Annotated in this window: 17 protein-coding genes; 1 reads left to right on the top strand and 16 read right to left on the bottom strand. The window is 49.4% G+C overall.

Annotation, left to right across the window (positions count from 1 at the left end; all coding sequences use genetic code 11):
* Window positions 1-388 precede the first annotated feature (388 nt).
* From B0G52_RS33860 to B0G52_RS33790, 15 genes are all read right to left on the bottom strand, one after another.
* A complete protein-coding gene (locus B0G52_RS33860) occupies window positions 389-718 on the bottom strand; it encodes a four-helix bundle copper-binding protein (RefSeq protein WP_094050857.1) in 330 nt (109 codons plus the stop codon).
* A gap of 244 nt (window positions 719-962) precedes the next feature.
* Window positions 963-2,273, bottom strand: a complete 1,311-nt coding sequence (locus B0G52_RS33855) for a cell wall-binding repeat-containing protein (protein ID WP_233163314.1) — start codon at window positions 2,271-2,273, stop codon at window positions 963-965.
* A gap of 13 nt (window positions 2,274-2,286) precedes the next feature.
* Complete coding sequence (locus B0G52_RS33850; protein WP_369827186.1) at window positions 2,287-3,192, bottom strand: F510_1955 family glycosylhydrolase; 906 nt, start codon at window positions 3,190-3,192, stop codon at window positions 2,287-2,289.
* 135 nt (window positions 3,193-3,327) lie between these two features.
* On the bottom strand, window positions 3,328-4,398 hold the full coding sequence (locus tag B0G52_RS33845; protein ID WP_094050855.1) for a sensor histidine kinase: 1,071 nt from the start codon (window positions 4,396-4,398) through the stop codon (window positions 3,328-3,330).
* A complete protein-coding gene (locus B0G52_RS33840) occupies window positions 4,395-5,087 on the bottom strand; it encodes a response regulator transcription factor (RefSeq protein WP_094050854.1) in 693 nt (230 codons plus the stop codon). The genes B0G52_RS33845 and B0G52_RS33840 overlap by 4 nt, the downstream gene beginning before the upstream one ends.
* 108 nt (window positions 5,088-5,195) lie before the next feature.
* A complete protein-coding gene (locus B0G52_RS33835) occupies window positions 5,196-5,867 on the bottom strand; it encodes a TVP38/TMEM64 family protein (RefSeq protein WP_094050853.1) in 672 nt (223 codons plus the stop codon).
* A gap of 40 nt (window positions 5,868-5,907) precedes the next feature.
* Window positions 5,908-6,762: a class I SAM-dependent methyltransferase gene (locus tag B0G52_RS33830; RefSeq protein WP_094050852.1), complete on the bottom strand. Its 855-nt coding sequence runs from the start codon at window positions 6,760-6,762 to the stop codon at window positions 5,908-5,910.
* Between the two features lie 100 nt (window positions 6,763-6,862).
* Window positions 6,863-7,120 carry a glutaredoxin family protein gene (locus tag B0G52_RS33825; RefSeq protein ID WP_076360103.1) on the bottom strand — a complete coding sequence of 86 codons (258 nt, stop codon included), beginning with the start codon at window positions 7,118-7,120 and terminating at the stop codon, window positions 6,863-6,865.
* Window positions 7,121-7,134: 14 nt separating this feature from the next.
* Window positions 7,135-7,890 carry an NAD(P)/FAD-dependent oxidoreductase gene (locus tag B0G52_RS33820; RefSeq protein WP_369827185.1) on the bottom strand — a complete coding sequence of 252 codons (756 nt, stop codon included), beginning with the start codon at window positions 7,888-7,890 and terminating at the stop codon, window positions 7,135-7,137.
* Window positions 7,891-7,912: 22 nt separating this feature from the next.
* Window positions 7,913-10,363, bottom strand: coding sequence for a heavy metal translocating P-type ATPase (locus tag B0G52_RS33815; RefSeq protein WP_369827184.1), 2,451 nt, complete (start codon window positions 10,361-10,363; stop codon window positions 7,913-7,915).
* A 26-nt stretch (window positions 10,364-10,389) separates the two neighbouring features.
* The gene (locus B0G52_RS33810; protein ID WP_094050850.1) at window positions 10,390-10,590 is read right to left on the bottom strand and encodes a cation transporter; all 201 of its coding nucleotides are present in this window, start codon (window positions 10,588-10,590) and stop codon (window positions 10,390-10,392) included.
* Window positions 10,591-10,623: 33 nt separating this feature from the next.
* A complete protein-coding gene (locus B0G52_RS33805) occupies window positions 10,624-10,953 on the bottom strand; it encodes a metal-sensitive transcriptional regulator (RefSeq protein ID WP_094050849.1) in 330 nt (109 codons plus the stop codon).
* Window positions 10,954-11,080: 127 nt separating this feature from the next.
* On the bottom strand, window positions 11,081-11,419 hold the full coding sequence (locus B0G52_RS33800; protein ID WP_094050848.1) for a metal-sensitive transcriptional regulator: 339 nt from the start codon (window positions 11,417-11,419) through the stop codon (window positions 11,081-11,083).
* Window positions 11,420-11,525: 106 nt separating this feature from the next.
* Window positions 11,526-12,950 carry an MFS transporter gene (locus tag B0G52_RS33795; protein ID WP_094050847.1) on the bottom strand — a complete coding sequence of 475 codons (1,425 nt, stop codon included), beginning with the start codon at window positions 12,948-12,950 and terminating at the stop codon, window positions 11,526-11,528.
* 276 nt (window positions 12,951-13,226) lie between these two features.
* Complete coding sequence (locus B0G52_RS33790) at window positions 13,227-13,625, bottom strand: DUF1259 domain-containing protein (RefSeq protein ID WP_094050846.1); 399 nt, start codon at window positions 13,623-13,625, stop codon at window positions 13,227-13,229.
* A gap of 199 nt (window positions 13,626-13,824) precedes the next feature.
* Here B0G52_RS33790 and B0G52_RS33785 point away from each other — a divergent pair, with 199 nt between their 5' ends.
* Window positions 13,825-15,474 carry a multicopper oxidase family protein gene (locus B0G52_RS33785; protein ID WP_369827183.1) on the top strand — a complete coding sequence of 550 codons (1,650 nt, stop codon included), beginning with the start codon at window positions 13,825-13,827 and terminating at the stop codon, window positions 15,472-15,474.
* A gap of 16 nt (window positions 15,475-15,490) precedes the next feature.
* Here the strand turns inward: B0G52_RS33785 and B0G52_RS33780 are convergent, their stop codons facing one another.
* Window positions 15,491-16,162, bottom strand: a complete 672-nt coding sequence (locus tag B0G52_RS33780; protein ID WP_094050844.1) for a recombinase family protein — start codon at window positions 16,160-16,162, stop codon at window positions 15,491-15,493.
* Between the last annotated feature and the right edge of the window lie 106 nt (window positions 16,163-16,268).

Genomic DNA, 16,268 nt, shown 5'->3' with positions numbered 1-16,268 from the left:
TCTGGCCATAAAATATCCTCCCCCGAATTGATTCTGAGGAGGATTATCTCATGGTTGCTGCAAAGAACGAAGGTGGGTAGGGTTTGACGCTTACCGAGCAACAACGTAAACGGTTGCTCCAACAATAAGTATAAAGATGATCGCCCCGATGTACATCATAATGCACATCAGGACCATCATTGAACGATCCAACATCATGCTATCCATCATTATGAACACCTTTCTTTATGTACTTGATACAACCGTCCAAATGCATTTAGCACCGGAATATAGTCGTCCCCTCCTCAATTCATCAAAAGTAGGCTCCAACTGTATCCAACAGCCAAAGCCTACCCATCAATAAAAACAGCCTGCCTCCCAGAAATCTGGGAACAGGCTGTCATTGTAATTAGCTCGCCATAGCCCGACAAGCTTTTGCACAAGAAAAACAGGCGTCGGCACAACGCTGACAGTGCTCTTCTTCATGCTTTTTGCACTCAGTCCCGCATGCTTCGCAAACATCGGCGCAAATTCGGCAAAGCTCCTTCGCGTAGGAACTGTTATGAGACATCGCTTGCGCAGCAAAAGCACAAATGTCGGCGCACTCCCGGTCTAGCCGGATACATTCTTTCATCATCGCTAGGTGCTCTTCATTCAAACAAGCGTCGTAACAGTGATTGCAAGCAAGCATACACTTTATGCACTCATCAATGCAATGTTGAAATTGCTCATGTGACATGGGTTTTACCCTCCATTCCAGATGATGTACATGTTATGTTTTACCCAAACGAGCTGATTTGATACACTACAAACGGTTTTTTCTTAAAGCCAGTCTTACCGCTATATAAACGGCAACACCTATGATGGCGGACATGAACAACGCACAAAACAGCATCATGACCCATGGCCATCCATAATTACCCATCATCCCCATCATCGGAAGACACTCGCTTTCTTTTAGGAATTTGCATTCGGCCGCATCATCAATGCTTCATGCCCGGCATATTTGTCATATTGCCGCCCTCGGTTGTACCTTCACTTGGTTTAGGTGATGGTTCCGTCTTCGTATTGCCACCGCCATGTCCGCCGTGACCTTCTCCGGTCTCCGATACGATTTCCAACATGGAATCGATCTCCCCTTGTGCCGCGGCTGTCAACGAATCCTCACTACCCGTTAGCCAAGCATGATTGTATGGCCCTTCCGTTGGTTCCTTTTTATACTTCGGTTGAACCGACATGACATAGGACATCACCGTATCCGGCAGCTTGCCTTTGTCCGTCCAGAGGAGCGCTGCATGTTTACCTAAATGCGAGAATGGAGCCGCCGCGAGTGCCAAGACTGCGGAATCTTTATTTACGAACGAAAAATTATGGCCTGGCGTTGTGATTCCCCAGCCAAAGCCGGTTGCCGAATCTTTATACTTCGCGAAGGCAACAGCATTTGCATAAGGGTCATTGCCCGCAATTCGAACGACTTTCCCGTACTGACCCAATTGTTCTTGAACTTTGGCCGAGATAACCGATTCTGGCCCGAGCAAATAAATATTGGCTTTTCCGCCCCGTGTCTTTAAAGCATCCACGGTTTCTTGCGGAACCTCATCCTTTTTAACATAAAGCAGCGGCTCCGGCATGTGAGCAATCCAATTCACCGCTGGCATCGTATATTCTTCGCTGTCCATAGAACCAATGATGACCGAAGGCGGATTTTCCTTCGCGACAGCGGTATAATAAGCATCTACGGCTTTGGCTACGGCCGCCGGGTTGCCCCCTGCAATCTTGTCCGTCTTGTAGCCAAGCACTTTTACCTGTTCCTCAACCTTGGGATCAAGATCTCCGACCAATATAACCTGTGTTCCTTTATTCGTATCCGTCCCTATTGGTTTTAGTCTTTTCAATTCGTTAAGCGTTACATCCGGCACATTATCTTTATTGACAAACAGAACTGGACCGTTATTCGGGTGATGAATCAAATCTGCACTAACGAGGGTCGTTTGCCAATCTTTCGGGTTCGCCAGAATGACGCCTCCGGGACGGTTCGCATCACTGGTTGCCATCCACAGCGTTTTCGAAACAAGTACAGCAACTTCCGCCGGGTCACTTGTGTTGATGCGCGTCGTGTTTTTTGAGGCAATCCACGGCGTAGATACCGCACTAGTCGGGCTTTGTGCCGAACCGGTTTGCTGGCCCATGTTGTTCATATCGTGTGGAGTGGAAGAATTGGATTTGTTAAAGCATCCGGTCAGGGCCAATGCTGTAGCCGCCGAAATGATACCAACTTTCAAGCCTTTTTTCATGCTTAAAAACCTCCTATTTTCGGTTGATAGTTTTGCCTTTCTCTGCAATTTGTATCCATGTAGCGCCGCGATCGGTAGAAAGATAAACATCTTTGGGTTCCGTTGCGATGGCCAACTCTTTCGGGTTCGCCGGATTCTGGACAACATAGGTGATCGTATCCTTGCTTGGCGTCTGGATCGCCAGCGATTGTTCGCTCTCTATATTGATTTCAAGCAGTGAAGCATTGGGGCCGGAGGTAGCTGCCAGTACGGTACCGGAATCCGTGAAAGTCAGGGCCGAAACCGGTTGTTCCGGAACCAATGGGGTAAACTTTTGACCGTAATCCCTCGTTAGATAGGCGCCTGTTGTCGTGCCGACAGCAGCGATCGATGCATCAGAAGAGTGAGCTGCGATTGCTGTCATCTGCCCTTGGAGGCCGGTTGCAGGACTGCTTGTCCAGGTTTTCCCTTCATCTTTGCTATAAAACAGCCCTGCCTGTTTCATTTTGGAGTTAGGTTCCGGGTTCGCCACGTATAGCGTATGCGAACGATATCCGGCTGTCATACCGTGTAGATCGACCTCTCCCTCAAGAGCAAGAACCGAGATGGTTTTTCCGTCATTCGTGCTTTTCACAAGGCCTAATGGATTTTTAAACTTCGAACCCGGTGCTGGATGGCCGCTGCTGTAAAATCCGTCATCGACCATGGTGAACCCCATATAATCGTGCTTCTCCCCCGGACCTTCATTCCATGCACCGTCTGCATATACCTGTAGTCCGTTGTGAACGGGAATGAAAAGCCGTTTTCCGTCTGCGGAGTAACCAAGGCCATGTAGGTGCATAAAACTGGTATTCACAATGGAATTCTGCCCTTGCTCTGCCTTTTTCGTGCATGCCGTGGTCCCAATCAAGAGCACTGCCGCTAGTGCAAGCATCGTCATCTTTTTCAAAAAAATTACCCCCATATCTAAAAAAGAGACCTGAATCCAGTGTCCCCATGTGTGTCCAAACCATTCGTTAAAATGCAAGTCATATACAGTGTAATCGATACTTTTGAAGATTCGATGTAGAACGCTCTACTGTCTTTTGGGAAGCCGAATTGTAAAGGCGGCACCTTCCCGATTCTCGGCCGAAATTTCTCCGCCGTGGGCTGCAACCAACTCCTTGACAATGGTTAACCCCAGGCCGCTGCCCCCGGTCTTCCGATTGCGGGACTTATCCGCCCGGTAAAATCGCTCGAACACATAGGGCAAATCCTCCTGTGGGATTCCCGTTCCCGTGTCTTGAACTCGGATCCAAACATGTCCGCTGTCTTCACTCCCCTCAATTCGCACTTCTCCGTATTCAGGAGTAAATTTCAGCGCGTTGCTAAGCAGATTCACAAGCACCTGAATCATGCGATCATGATCGACAAAAACCTGAATATAAGGACTTACGGAACACCGTAGATGAACGTTTTTTTCACGATAGGCAGCAGCAACCAGTTCTTCGCCTCTCTCGATGATGGCCGCCAATGATTCTTCTTTTCGTTTCAATTGAAAACCGGGCGACTCCACATGCGTCAGGTCTTCCAACTCAGCCACTAGCTGCGTCAATCGTTCGATTTCTTCGTAGCAGGAATGGATACGCTCCGGCGTAGGCTCCCAAATCCCATCCTCCAGGGCGCGCATATGGCTTTTGAGCGTAGCCAAAGGGGTTCGCAGCTCATGCGCGATGTCTTCGGTCATCGTGACGCGCAGTTGCTCATGCTGCTGCAACTGCTCCGCCAGCGTATTTAGCGATGCGCCCAAGTCTGCAAGCTCATCTTTCCCTTTAATGTCCACTCTCGTACTCCATTCCCCGTCCGTCATGCGTTCCGCGACTCGCGTCATATGAACGAGAGGAGCCGAAATTCGTTTGGCCACATAAAAACCGAGAAATACGGCAAGTACAATCGCAACTAAACACGTCCAGATGATCGTTTGCATCATCGCTTGCTCCAAATGATAATTCAGTTCGGGTAATTCGTGCGTCATACCGGCTTGCGCTTGATACAAGGAGAAATGATAGTGTGTCGTCAAAATGACGCTAATGGTTGAAATCAGGACAATGCCGGCAGCAATCCCGATAATAATCAGAGCCAAACGGGTATGCAGACGCTTATTCATGTTGTTCCTCCTGCAAACCGATAGCCGGTTCCATACACCGTCACAATATATTTGGGGGACTTGGGGTCACCCTCTATTTTTTGCCGGATATTTTTTACATGCTGATCGATCGTTCGGCTATCACCATCAAAATCATAGCCAAGCACGCGTTCCACAAGCTCGTCTCGTGAAAAGTGACGCTGCGGATGCTTGGCCAGGACAAGCAGCAGCTTATATTCATTCGGGGTCAGGTTCACCGGCTGGCCGTCACAGAATACTTGCTGCTTTAACGAATCAATGATAAGTTCCCCTTGATTAAAGGCCAGGCGATCCGCAAGCAAATGATACTCGTCCGTACGCCGCAGGATCGCCCGAACCCGAGCCACTACTTCGCGTGGGTCAAAGGGCTTGATCAAGTAATCATCGGCCCCCATGGATAACCCCTTAATCCGATTGTTCTCGGAAACCTTGGCGGTAAGCATCAAAATCGGAACAGAATGGATTTGACGAATCGCTTGGCAAACCTGCTCGCCCTCCATATCAGGAAGCATAAGGTCCAGGATGACGAAATCAATCGATTCGTTTTGCACGCGCCGAATGGCCTCGCTGCCCGTTTCGGCTTCAACAGTCTGAAAACCGTCTTTTTTCAAGTAGGATACAACCACATCCCGAATTTTCGATTCATCATCGACAACCAATATCGTTTTCATGACCATCCTCCGTGAATAACGCCCCTATGTATCACTTTACCCATGACTTATGTAGAACTGATGTAGATGCAAAGATGCCGTGCAGAAACAACAAAAGGGCGACCCGAATCAGTCCCCTTTTCCTCTATAGTATTCATCAGCCGGTTCTTTTTTATAAAGGGGTTCCATCCAGCGAAGCCATCCTCGATAGCCTACGTATACAACCACCAGAAAGAACATGTAAATGAACAGCGTCCGTAGCATAACGGGCCAGTTTGAATCCAACTGACTCCCCATGACGGCAAACATAACCATGACCGGTACTTTCCCGACTGCAGTGGCCATAATAAAACTTCCAAAGGACATTCGAAAGAGGGCCGCACCGATATTGACGATTACCGCAGGGACAAATGGTAGCAGGCGAGCCAATATGACCGCAAAGAACGCATTACGCTCCAGAAGGAAGATAAACCGTTCTGCTCCTTTCACCGAAGACATGAGCTGACGGCCTCGTTCCTGAAAAATCAACCGAACCGCCCAAAAGGTCAAGGTTGCCGCGGCGGTTGAACTGGCCACATTGATCAAACTGCCCCAGACCGGCCCATACGCGGCCCCGATGATTCCGGCTACAATCCCAAAAGGAACGACCGGAATCATCGCAAGAAGGATGGCAGCCCCGATCATCCATGGAAGACGCTCCACACCTCCAAGAGAGAGCCATGAAAGCAGAGATTCCTTGAAGATCATGACGGCGGCAATCACGGCCCCATAAAGAAGAATAACCAATCCTTTTTTAATCATTATCCATTCCGTTCTCCAAAGGAAAGCTGCGCAAGCCCATTTATTTGATTCCCACAACCAGGAGCGATTCCGAAGGCCCAAAAAATCCTGCCGGCCCTTCGAATGTCTGCAGCGCGCGAATAATTTCCATATGCATCTGCTTGCGTTCTTCCTCACTGAGGCGTTTAATAATCTCGCCTAACGGACCGGCGGAAACGTCTTCTCGCCCACGACGGCTAAACTCCACAGCCGACGCATATCTGTGAACATGCGGGACAACTTGTACCGTTACATCCCGGAAGCCCGCTGTCTGAAAGGCTTCTGCCAGAAAGTCGGGGTTACCAAGTGAGAACACGCCCGGTTTATTGCCGCCTTCCATAATGGGGATGCCTGCATATCGTGAAATGATAGTCATCGGCAGGGACAAGGTCGGGTTCTTATCCGGACTCGACCATACGAGTGCCGCGAATTTACCGCCCGTCTTCAACACCTCTCGGATACCCGTTAAGGCTTGCTCCAGCTGCGGAACAAACATCAAACCGTGACGGGATATAGCCGCATCAAAGATGTCTGTCGGCAAATCTACATGCTGGGCATCCATCACATGCGTTTGAATATTAGCGAGCGACTCTTGTTTCGCGATCTCGGCAAGGACCTGAAGCATGGTTGCTGAGATATCGGTAGCAACAACATTTCCCGCAGGACCGATCATCCGGGCGGCCTTGAACGTCTGGTCCCCCGTCCCCGCCGCTATGTCCAGAAGCTGCGTTCCTTCACTAACGCCAGCTTCCCGCAGCATAAGCTCCGTTGCTTCCCCAAGAAGCCTTTCTCGATCGGCTCTGCTTCGATTCCAAGCCGCTACTTGCTCTGCGGTTTCCCATGATTTTGATGTTTCTTCATTTTGATCGGACGCCATGATAGCCCCTCCCCTTATGAATGCTCCGAACGTTCGGTTGAAGGCAATCCCTTTTTAGTCACAGACACAAATGTAGCCTGCGCGAGACTTCTATCAGTTCTTAGCCTACAAGGAGTTTGCTTATTTCATTCAAGTTCTCGGCAAAACCGACAAACACCTTGTCCCGGATGACGATGGTCGGTACGACCTGCTTTCCTGTCAGCTCCAGAACTTCTTTCGCATATTCGATATTTTCTTCGCAATTGTAGTCAACATAGGGAACTTGATGCTCATTGAAATAACGCTTGGCAAAGTGGCAGTCGCTGCAGGTCGGGATCGAGTAAATTTTGATTGGTTCTTTCGGATCGATTTTCGGCATGGCAGTTCGCTCCTTTACGCGACGATTTGTTTCAATTGCTCCATCGTGATCCGATCCACGAATTTACTAAACTTCTCTTTTCCTTTTGCTTGTTGCTTGTAGAAATCAATAAGCGTGGATACAACAGGAACAAGTCGTTCCCCGGTTATGCCGGAGATAAGCAGCCGGCCCGTCGCAGCTTTGATGCCTTTTGGTTCTCCTCCAACGTAAATATCGAACGTATCCCTCATTTTGACGACAGCGATATCTTTCAGCAGCGGCTCACTTGTGCCCAGCGCACAGCCTGCGTAGCCAATCTTCAGCGGCGTGGGCGTCGCGATGCCAGCGATCGCCCGATTCAAGATGCGAGCCGTCTCCAGACCGGCTTCTTCCGCACCTTTGCAGAAGTTGCAGGCGATCAGGCTCTTGGTCGCAAACCCGGCCGGATACACTTCCAAGCCCGCACGCTCCAGTTCTTCCTGGATGGCTTCTCGCTTATCAAGAGGCACTTCCACGTAAAGCTGCTTGAAGGAGGTCATTTCAATTTTGGCGTCCAAATCGGCAACCGTACCGATCTTGGCAAGTTGATCCGGCGTAAATAGGCTTCCCCCGACTTGAATCGCAGGCGATACCGCCAGTTTCGTCTTTTCTCCCATGATCATTCTCCCTTTGCTTTCTCTCACAAGATTTGCGTCAGTTGCAATCGCGGCATGCTTGCCTTCTTTGCCTTTCACCTTCACCCACTCGCTGAGCGTTGTATTGGCCCCGCCAGCCTGGAACGACGTATTCACCGTAAATGTCCCGTCCACTTCATTACAAGTTCGATGCAGAGCGCACTTTTACACGCTGTAGCCGCAAAGCGTTAAGGACGACGGACACCGAACTGAGCGCCATCGCTGCGCCTGCAACCCAAGGGGCCAGCAGTCCAATCGCGGCAATCGGAATGCCGAGGGTGTTGTAGCCGAGTGCCCAGAAGAGGTTTTGGCGGATGTTACTCATCGTCTTGCGGCTCATGTAGATCGCATCTGGAATGCTCGTCAGATCGCCGCGCATCAGGGTGACGTCGGCGGCCTCCATAGCCACGTCAGTACCGGTACCGATCGCCATGCCGATATCTGCCATAGCGAGCGCGGGGGCGTCATTGATGCCGTCGCCGACCATCGCCACTTTCTTGCCCTGCGCTTGCAGCTTCTTCACTTCTTCCGCTTTACCTTCCGGAAGCACTTCGGCGCGAACATGATCAATGCCGACTTGCCCCGCAATCGCCCGTGCGGTGCGTTCGTTGTCACCCGTGATCATGATGACCTCAATGCCCATTTCTTTCAGCCGCGTTACGGCTTCCTTCGATGTTTCTTTAACCGTATCGGCCACCGCGACGAGACCCGCATACGCTCCGTCAACCGCGATCAACATCGCCGTTTTCCCATCCTCTTCAAGCTGCGTCATCCGATCAAGCGCCGGTTCCACCGAAACGTCATATTTCGCCATCAGCTTGCGCGTACCGGCCAGAACCTCTTTGCCTTCGACAACGGCACGGATCCCAAACCCCGGAATCGCCTCGAACTGTTCCGTTCCCGGAAGCTCGATGCCTTTGGCCTTGATTCCGGCAACGATCGCTTCCGCAAGTGGATGCTCGGAATCCTTCTCGGCAGCGCCAACCAAGCGAAGAAAAGCATGTTCATCCATATGTGCAGCGGCAACATCCGTAAGTTCCGGTTTCCCCTTCGTTACGGTGCCGGTTTTGTCGAGAATGATCGCATCGATTTTGTGTGTGGATTCCAGATGCTCGCCGCCTTTGAACAGTACGCCAAGCTCTGCGGCGCGGCCGGAGCCCGCCATAATCGATGTCGGTGTAGCAAGCCCTAGTGCGCAAGGGCAGGCGATGACCAGGATCGCAATCCCTTTCTCCAGCGCATTTGCGAAATCGCCGGGTGTCACCCAAAAGTACCAAACGAGAAATGCGGCAACCGCAATCCCTACGACGATCGGCACGAAGATGCCGGAAATGACATCCGCTACCCGTTGAATCGGCGCTTTCGAGCCTTGCGCTTCTTCCACGACCTTAATGATTTGGGCAAGTGCGGTTTCCTTGCCGACTTTGGTCGCTTTCAATCTCAATCTGCCATTTTTGTTGACGGTAGCACCGATCACGCTGTCTCCGGCTTTTTTCTCGACCGGGATGCTTTCGCCGGTTAGCATCGATTCATCGACCGACGAACTTCCTTCCAGCACTTCCCCATCCACCGGAATCTTCTCCCCCGGTTTTACCACTACGATATCGCCGACAAGTACGTCTTCGACCGGAATCGTCATTTCCTGCCCGTCCCGAACAACGAGAGCCGTTTTCGCCTGAAGGCCCATCAACGTCTTAATCGCTTCGGATGTACGGCCTTTAGCCAGCGATTCGAACAGCTTCCCGAGAATAACGAGAGTGATCAGGACCGCGCTCGTTTCGTAGTACATCGATGGACCGTGATGCGCCATGCTGCCCATTGAGGCCCATTCAATGGTTAAGTATACGCTGTAGAAATACGCAGCCGACGTTCCGAGCGAGACAAGTACGTCCATATTGGCACTCTTATTCCGCAACGCTTTGAACGCGCCCACATAGAACTGTTTGCCAATGTAAAATTGAACGGGTGTAGCGAGCACCAATTGAAACCACGGATTCATGAAGAGCTCCGGCATCCAGATCCAGGATAGGAACGAAAAGTGGCTGACCATGGACCAGAGCAGCGGCAACGAAAGAACGGCGGAGATCAGCAGTTTGCGCTTTTGCTCTGAAATGGCTTTCTCGCGATGCTCCGAAGGATTGGCTTCGTCTTGCTTCGGTATAGCTTTATAGCCTAGCTTTTCTACGCGTTGCTGCATATCGGCGATAGATATATCGGCCGCGTTGTATTCGACCCGTGCGGTTTCCATCGCGAAGTTAACGGAAGCGTTCGTGACGCCGGGCAATTTCCCAAGGCCTTTCTCGATCTTATTCGCGCAAGCCGCGCAGGTCATGCCTTCCAGTTTGAAATCGACGGTTTCTTTTACCGTGCCGTAGCCGAGTTTCTGAATGCTTTGTTCCATTTGCGCGATATTTACTTTTTTCGGATCGTACGTAACCGTCGCCCGTTCCAGGGCAAAGTTCACATTCGCTTCCGTCACGCCTTCGAGTTTACCCAATCCCTTCTCAATCCGGTTTGCGCAAGCGGCGCATGTCATACCGGTTAATTGCAAGGACGTTTGCTCCGTTTCCAGCCTGGCTGCTTCCATCATGAACACCTCGTTTCTTTTCCGATTCGTTACACCACGTCGTATCCTTGTTCTTCAATGGCTTCCTTAATGGCAGCGAGCGTCAGTTGGCTTTCATCGAATGCTACGGCTACCGTTCCTCCCGAGAGATCGACTTTACCGCTTGCCCCGATTGTTTTCAATGCCCCTTCAATCGAATTGACACAGTGTCCGCAAGACATACCTTCAACTTTCAACGTTACATTTTTCATGGTTTTATTTCTCCTTTGACTGTATATTGGTTTTTATTTCATCAGCTTTTGAATGGTATGCAGCAGCTCGTCTACGACTTCGGCATCGCCTTGTTGGATGCGCTCCACCACACACTCTTTAAGATGTCCTGTTAAAAGAACTTTTCGCACACCGTTCAGTGCAGCTTGGATGGCGGCAATTTGATTTAACACCTGATCGCAATAAGTGTTTTTATCAATAAGGCCTTTCACACCACGAATTTGCCCTTCAATACGATTTAGGCGAATGGTCAGGTCCGACTTTACGGCAAGTGAATGGTGACTTCTTCGGCCATCATCGGACAAACAACATGCTTCTTCCACCTTCACTTCCATAACGTCCATCGTCAGCACCTCCTTGATTTGTAGTATACCCCCCTATACTATATATGTCAACACTCACTTTACTATACCACCCCATCCTATATTTGAAATCAAACAAAAGGGATTCTCACGAATCCCGGGCCATTCTTTATTTCATAAGTTTATTAATGGTCACTAGGAGCTCGTCGATCACTTCGTTCTCTCCATCTTGAATACGCTCGATCACACAGCTCTTCATATGGTGCTCCAAAAGAAGTTTTCCTACACCGTTCAATGCAGACTGGACCGATGAAATTTGATTTAGCACATCGTCGCAGTAAGTATCCTTCTCAATCAAACCTTTAAGCCCCCGAACCTGACCTTCTATTCGGTTGAGGCGGTTTATCAAATTGTTTTTCGTCTTTTCAGAATGGTGACTTTGCCGCCCATTCGTGCAGCATGAATCGTGGGTAGGCGTCTGGGCAGCATCTTGCGTAAGTTCCTCCATCCAAATCACTCCTTTCTCTCACCATCTATTGTACCATAGCCCCCCTACCCTATACAAAGAAAACAAAAAACGACCCAGCCGAGGCTGAATCGTCATCGTCAAATTCTTATTGCTTCGGTTTCCGCAAGAAAAGCAGGGCAATAAGCGCGCCTGCGGCTGCGACGCTCGCCGCGCCGATGAACGCCGCATGGAAGCCGGTATTCAGTGCGACGATTTGCTCGGTCCCTTGCTCAAGCTGCCCTCCTGTCCAGGAGGCTGCTACCGCAGACATGATGGCAAGACCAATCGCAGAACCGATCTGATAGCTTGTATTGGCGATCCCTGATGCGAGTCCCGTTTCTTCTGGCTTCGCCCCAGACATCGAAGCAATGGTACCGGGGATGAAGGCAAGCGCCATTCCCAGTGCGCCCAGCAAAGATGCCGGAAGCACATTGGCCACAAAGTTCCCATTGATCGGCGTATAGCCAGCTAACAGGAACAGAGAGCCTGCCAGAACAAGAAGCCCGATAACCAGAATACTTTTAAAACCAAACCGTCCGACTAAACGTCCCGTTAATCCGATCATGACAACCATGACGAGAATCGTCATCGGGACAAGAGCTGCGCCGCCAGCAAATGCTGAGAACCGCAATACTTGCTGCAAATACAAATTCAAGAAAAACCATAACGGAATCCACGCACCCGCCAGCAGGCCAAAAGCAATGTTGCCGACAAGCAAGTTCGGCGCGGCAAATATGCCAAGCGGTATAAGAGGCTCTCTCTTTACTTTTTGAATCACAAAGAATACGAATAATAGCAACGCGGCAATGAGAAGCAAGGTAATCGTCTGAACGGATCCCCAGCCAACTTGCTCCGCCGTAACAATGGCATAAACAGCGAGGACAAGCGCCGCTGTGATCGCCAGCGCGCCAATAACATCAACGCTCCCCTTCTGACGAACTCCGACTGGAAGGACCCTCATACTATAAATCAATGCGAATATCCCTACCGGGATATTGATGAGGAATGTCCAGTTCCAGCTAAGCCATTCGGTAATGACACCGCCAAGAAACACCCCTGCCGTACCTCCAGCTGCCGCTGAGGCTCCCCAAAAGCCGAGTGCCTTATTCAGTTCTTTCGGGTTATGACTGAATAAAATCATCACAATCGTCAGCGCGGCTGGCAAAATGAACGCCGATCCTAGCCCCTGCAGGGCTCTACCGGTATTCATCGCTGCCTCCGACCAGGCAAGACCGGCTAATAAAGAAGCCATGGAAAGAATGAGAAAGCCCAGCATAAATATTCTTCGCTGGCCAAACAGATCAGAAAGCCGTCCACCAAGGAGCATGAGGCCCCCCAGGAATATGACATATGCGTTGAAAATCCATTGCAGGCTATCTTGAGAATAGCCGAGCGCTTCCTTGATGGCCGGAAGTGCCACCCCAATAATGGATGTATCCATAATCACCATGAATTGTGCGAGACAAAGCAAAAATAAGGCTTTCCATCTTCGTGCGTCCGGCGCTGCAATTGCATTTGCTTGCGTTGACATGTTTGATTCCCTCCCTTACTGAAATATTGAATTGACCAGTGTATTTGCTGATCACCTTCGATAAAATAGTATAGCCCCCTACCCTATTTGTCAAGAAGATTTTGTCAGCGATTTTTGTTCACGCAAATTGAAAAAGACAACCCCTAATGTAGGAGTTGCCCCTTCGCAATTATAAATGCTCCGCCGACTTTCAAAAATCCGAACGCTATGGTCGTAAGACTGATTACTCCTTCACGCGCCGGGAAAACGTTATCATCCAATTTCCGAAATATTAAATTACTGCAACACCTTGTAGGCTTCCGCCACCTTCCTTGCAAAAGAAAGCGGCTCTTCAACAGAAGTATAATGAGCATAAACTAGATGAGGAATGTCCATTAACCAGTGATTATGCAAGGCGGTTAACATGATTCCGTTTTTTTGCAAATGCCAAGTAAACGGATAAGCTTCTTCCTGGAGAAGTGCCGTCTCCCCTAAGTTTAAGGTCCTTCCTTGTAAATCCATTGATTCAAAAGACCACATGGAATGAAGAGCAAGTCCGGAATGGCTTGGCCTTCCCAATATGTTTATCTTAATATGCGGTCGATCTCTTTCGACCATACATACCCCATATTTTACGTTCGAAAGCCCGCCAAGAATATGGGCAAATTCCTGGCAAAGTACGTCAATATCGCGCATGAGGAATCCTCCTCGCTTATTTTTTTATCAGCTTATGCCTACCTTCACAAGTCGGTGTACGAAAGTATAACCTGTCTCTGCGAACTCCTTCCGTTCTTCAAAAGTTCTACACAGGCTTCGGCTATGATTGATCTATGGGAAGTTCAGTTACAGAAAGGAATGATAAGCTATGAAGCTAGGTTGGAGGTTTAAAAGTATAATGGCAATCGGAGCTTTATCTGTTATATTGGCCGGTTGTTCAGGTTCGATTGGTGGAATGAGCGAAATGGATCACTCGAAAATGAATATGGAAGGAACCAAGGAAACTCCGGAAACGCCAAATGCTCAAACGGAAAAATCCGTTGTATTAACGGGAAAAGAATTTAATTTGATTGCCGCCCCGAGCAATCAGGAAATAGCCCCCGGAAAAACGTTGCCGGTTTGGACGTTCAACAATTCCGTTCCTGGACCGCAAATTCGGGTTAAACAAGGAGATACGATAAAGGTCAATCTTAAAAATCAGTTGCCCGAGCCAGTCACCATTCACTGGCACGGCGTTCCTGTACCGAACGCAATGGATGGCATTCCAGGCGTGACGCAAAACGCCGTTCAACCAGGCCAGTCGTTTACGTACGAGTTTAAAGCAGATGTTCCTGGCACCTACTGGTACCATTCGCATCAGGATAGTGTAAATCAGTTGGATCGCGGATTGTATGGGGCATTCATCGTTGAATCGAAAGAAGATCCCGACGTTGACCGTGATTATACACTTGTCCTCGATGAATGGATGAGCTCCGGGGAAATGTCCGGCATGAATATGTCCGGGGGCAACATGTCGGAAATGGATCACAGCAAAATGAATATGGGCAGTTCGAATGACAATAAATCCAGCATGAACATGTCTGGCAATATGTCCGGCATGGATCACAGTACGATGAATATGGGGAACGAAAACAAAGCGTCGACCAAGACCGACAATAGTTCCATGAATATGGGACACGATATGAGTATGTACGATCTGTATACCATAAATGGAAAATCCGGCTCGCTTGTAGATCAGCTCCCTGTTAAGGAAGGAGAGATAGTTCGAATCCGTTTGATCAATGCGGGCTATCTGTCTCATCAAATTCATTTGCACGGACATGAATTCAAAGTTATGGCTACCGACGGACAACCTATAAATAATCCAGGTATCCTGAAAGATAATGTCGTAAGTATCGCTCCAGGAGAGCGTTACGATATTGAATTTGTCGCCAGTAATCCGGGCCAATGGTTGATCGAGGACCACGGCGACAAAGCTGCTGTTAAAGGGATGAAAGCCATGATTGTTTATGAAGGAGCTCCCGCCGGTTCCGACAAAGCGAATGAAGCAGAGAAGCTGACGGCTGTCGATATGAGCCATTACGGCCAAGCAGGCAAAACCAACTTTACGTTAGATCAGAAGTATACGTTGGAATACACGATGAATTTGAATACCGAAATGAAAAACGGTGAAATGGTCTACACCATAAACGGAAAAACGTTTCCAGAAACCGAACCGATCAACGTCAAAAAAGGAGAGACCGTCAAGGTTCGCCTCGTCAATAACTCGAAAACTGACGACCATCCGATGCACCTGCACGGTCACTTCTTTCAAGTGCTAAGCAAGAACGGGAAACCGCTTGAAGGATCCCCAATCATAAAGGATACGTTGAATTTGAAGCCGGGCGAAGAATACGTTGTCGCATTCGAAGCAGATAATGAAGGCAACTGGATGTTCCACTGTCATGATCTGCATCATGCTTCTGCCGGCATGGTAACGGAGCTGAAATATACGGACTATAAGACAAATTTTGTTGCAGACCCGAATGCAGGGAATAAACCGGAATAATGGCCAGGGGATGGCTTCAAACCATCCCCTGTTTCCCATTCTCTGCATCGTCTTTTAAAGCAACGAGCGATTGCTTGTTCCGTCCATTTGCTCCCTCATACTCCCTGACTCGCCGGTAAAACGTCGGTTTTTTCATACCAATTCTTCGCATTGCCTCGGTTGCCGTGATTTGCCCTGCTTTCCATTCCCGGTATGTCCTGATAAACTTATCGTCAATTTCCTGCCTCGGCCTCCCGAACGTTACGCCATCCGCTCGGGCAACTTCAATCCCTTCCGCCTGCCGCTGCCGGTTCTTTTTCCGTTCCTGCTCGGCCACATATGCCAGCAGGCTTAAAAACTGGTCCTCCATGACTTTGCCGAAATCACCCATTTGTTTGAACTTTCGGGAATCGAACAGCGTTTCGTTATCCAGACATACGATGTCCGCGCCGATCTCCCGCGTAATCGCTTTCCATTCGGCAATTATGCCATCATAATCTCGGCCCAGCCGATCCAGCGCATCCAGGTAAACCAGGTCGCCCTCTCTAATCATCAGACGCATTGCCTGATAGCGCGGGCGCTCAAAATCCTTGCCGCTCTGCTTGTCAACAAATATGTATCTTTCATCAACGCCCAGCTCCCGGAACTTGACGAGCTGCCGTTCCGGATTTTGGTCTTTTGCCGATACCCGTCCATAAGCCAGCTTCAAGTACCCCACTCTCCCCTAATTACGTCTCAAAATGTAGTTGTTTGAAACGGAACGTTTCTAAAGTGATTTTAATACATTTTGATACGTATAAACAGAGCAAAAAAAT

This window comes from Cohnella sp. SGD-V74 (assembly GCF_003001675.1).
Lineage (GTDB): Bacteria > Bacillota > Bacilli > Paenibacillales > Paenibacillaceae > Cohnella.
Note: the sequence above shows the minus strand (reverse complement) of the source record. Positions and strands in the feature narration are given on the sequence as shown.

Excerpts from the sequence above, each read along its gene's own strand:
- B0G52_RS33860 (WP_094050857.1), bottom strand. The coding sequence starts at position 718 with ATGTCACATGAGCAATTTCAACATTGCATTGATGAGTGCATAAAGTGT.
- B0G52_RS33855 (WP_233163314.1), bottom strand. The coding sequence starts at position 2,273 with ATGAAAAAAGGCTTGAAAGTTGGTATCATTTCGGCGGCTACAGCATTG.
- B0G52_RS33850 (WP_369827186.1), bottom strand. The coding sequence starts at position 3,192 with ATGACGATGCTTGCACTAGCGGCAGTGCTCTTGATTGGGACCACGGCA.
- B0G52_RS33845 (WP_094050855.1), bottom strand. The coding sequence starts at position 4,398 with ATGAATAAGCGTCTGCATACCCGTTTGGCTCTGATTATTATCGGGATT.
- B0G52_RS33840 (WP_094050854.1), bottom strand. The coding sequence starts at position 5,087 with ATGAAAACGATATTGGTTGTCGATGATGAATCGAAAATTCGGGATGTG.
- B0G52_RS33835 (WP_094050853.1), bottom strand. The coding sequence starts at position 5,867 with ATGATTAAAAAAGGATTGGTTATTCTTCTTTATGGGGCCGTGATTGCC.
- B0G52_RS33830 (WP_094050852.1), bottom strand. The coding sequence starts at position 6,762 with ATGGCGTCCGATCAAAATGAAGAAACATCAAAATCATGGGAAACCGCA.
- B0G52_RS33825 (WP_076360103.1), bottom strand. The coding sequence starts at position 7,120 with ATGCCGAAAATCGATCCGAAAGAACCAATCAAAATTTACTCGATCCCG.
- B0G52_RS33815 (WP_369827184.1), bottom strand. The coding sequence starts at position 10,363 with ATGATGGAAGCAGCCAGGCTGGAAACGGAGCAAACGTCCTTGCAATTA.
- B0G52_RS33810 (WP_094050850.1), bottom strand. The coding sequence starts at position 10,590 with ATGAAAAATGTAACGTTGAAAGTTGAAGGTATGTCTTGCGGACACTGT.
- B0G52_RS33805 (WP_094050849.1), bottom strand. The coding sequence starts at position 10,953 with ATGGACGTTATGGAAGTGAAGGTGGAAGAAGCATGTTGTTTGTCCGAT.
- B0G52_RS33800 (WP_094050848.1), bottom strand. The coding sequence starts at position 11,419 with ATGGAGGAACTTACGCAAGATGCTGCCCAGACGCCTACCCACGATTCA.
- B0G52_RS33795 (WP_094050847.1), bottom strand. The coding sequence starts at position 12,950 with ATGTCAACGCAAGCAAATGCAATTGCAGCGCCGGACGCACGAAGATGG.
- B0G52_RS33790 (WP_094050846.1), bottom strand. The coding sequence starts at position 13,625 with ATGCGCGATATTGACGTACTTTGCCAGGAATTTGCCCATATTCTTGGC.
- B0G52_RS33785 (WP_369827183.1), top strand. The coding sequence starts at position 13,825 with ATGGCAATCGGAGCTTTATCTGTTATATTGGCCGGTTGTTCAGGTTCG.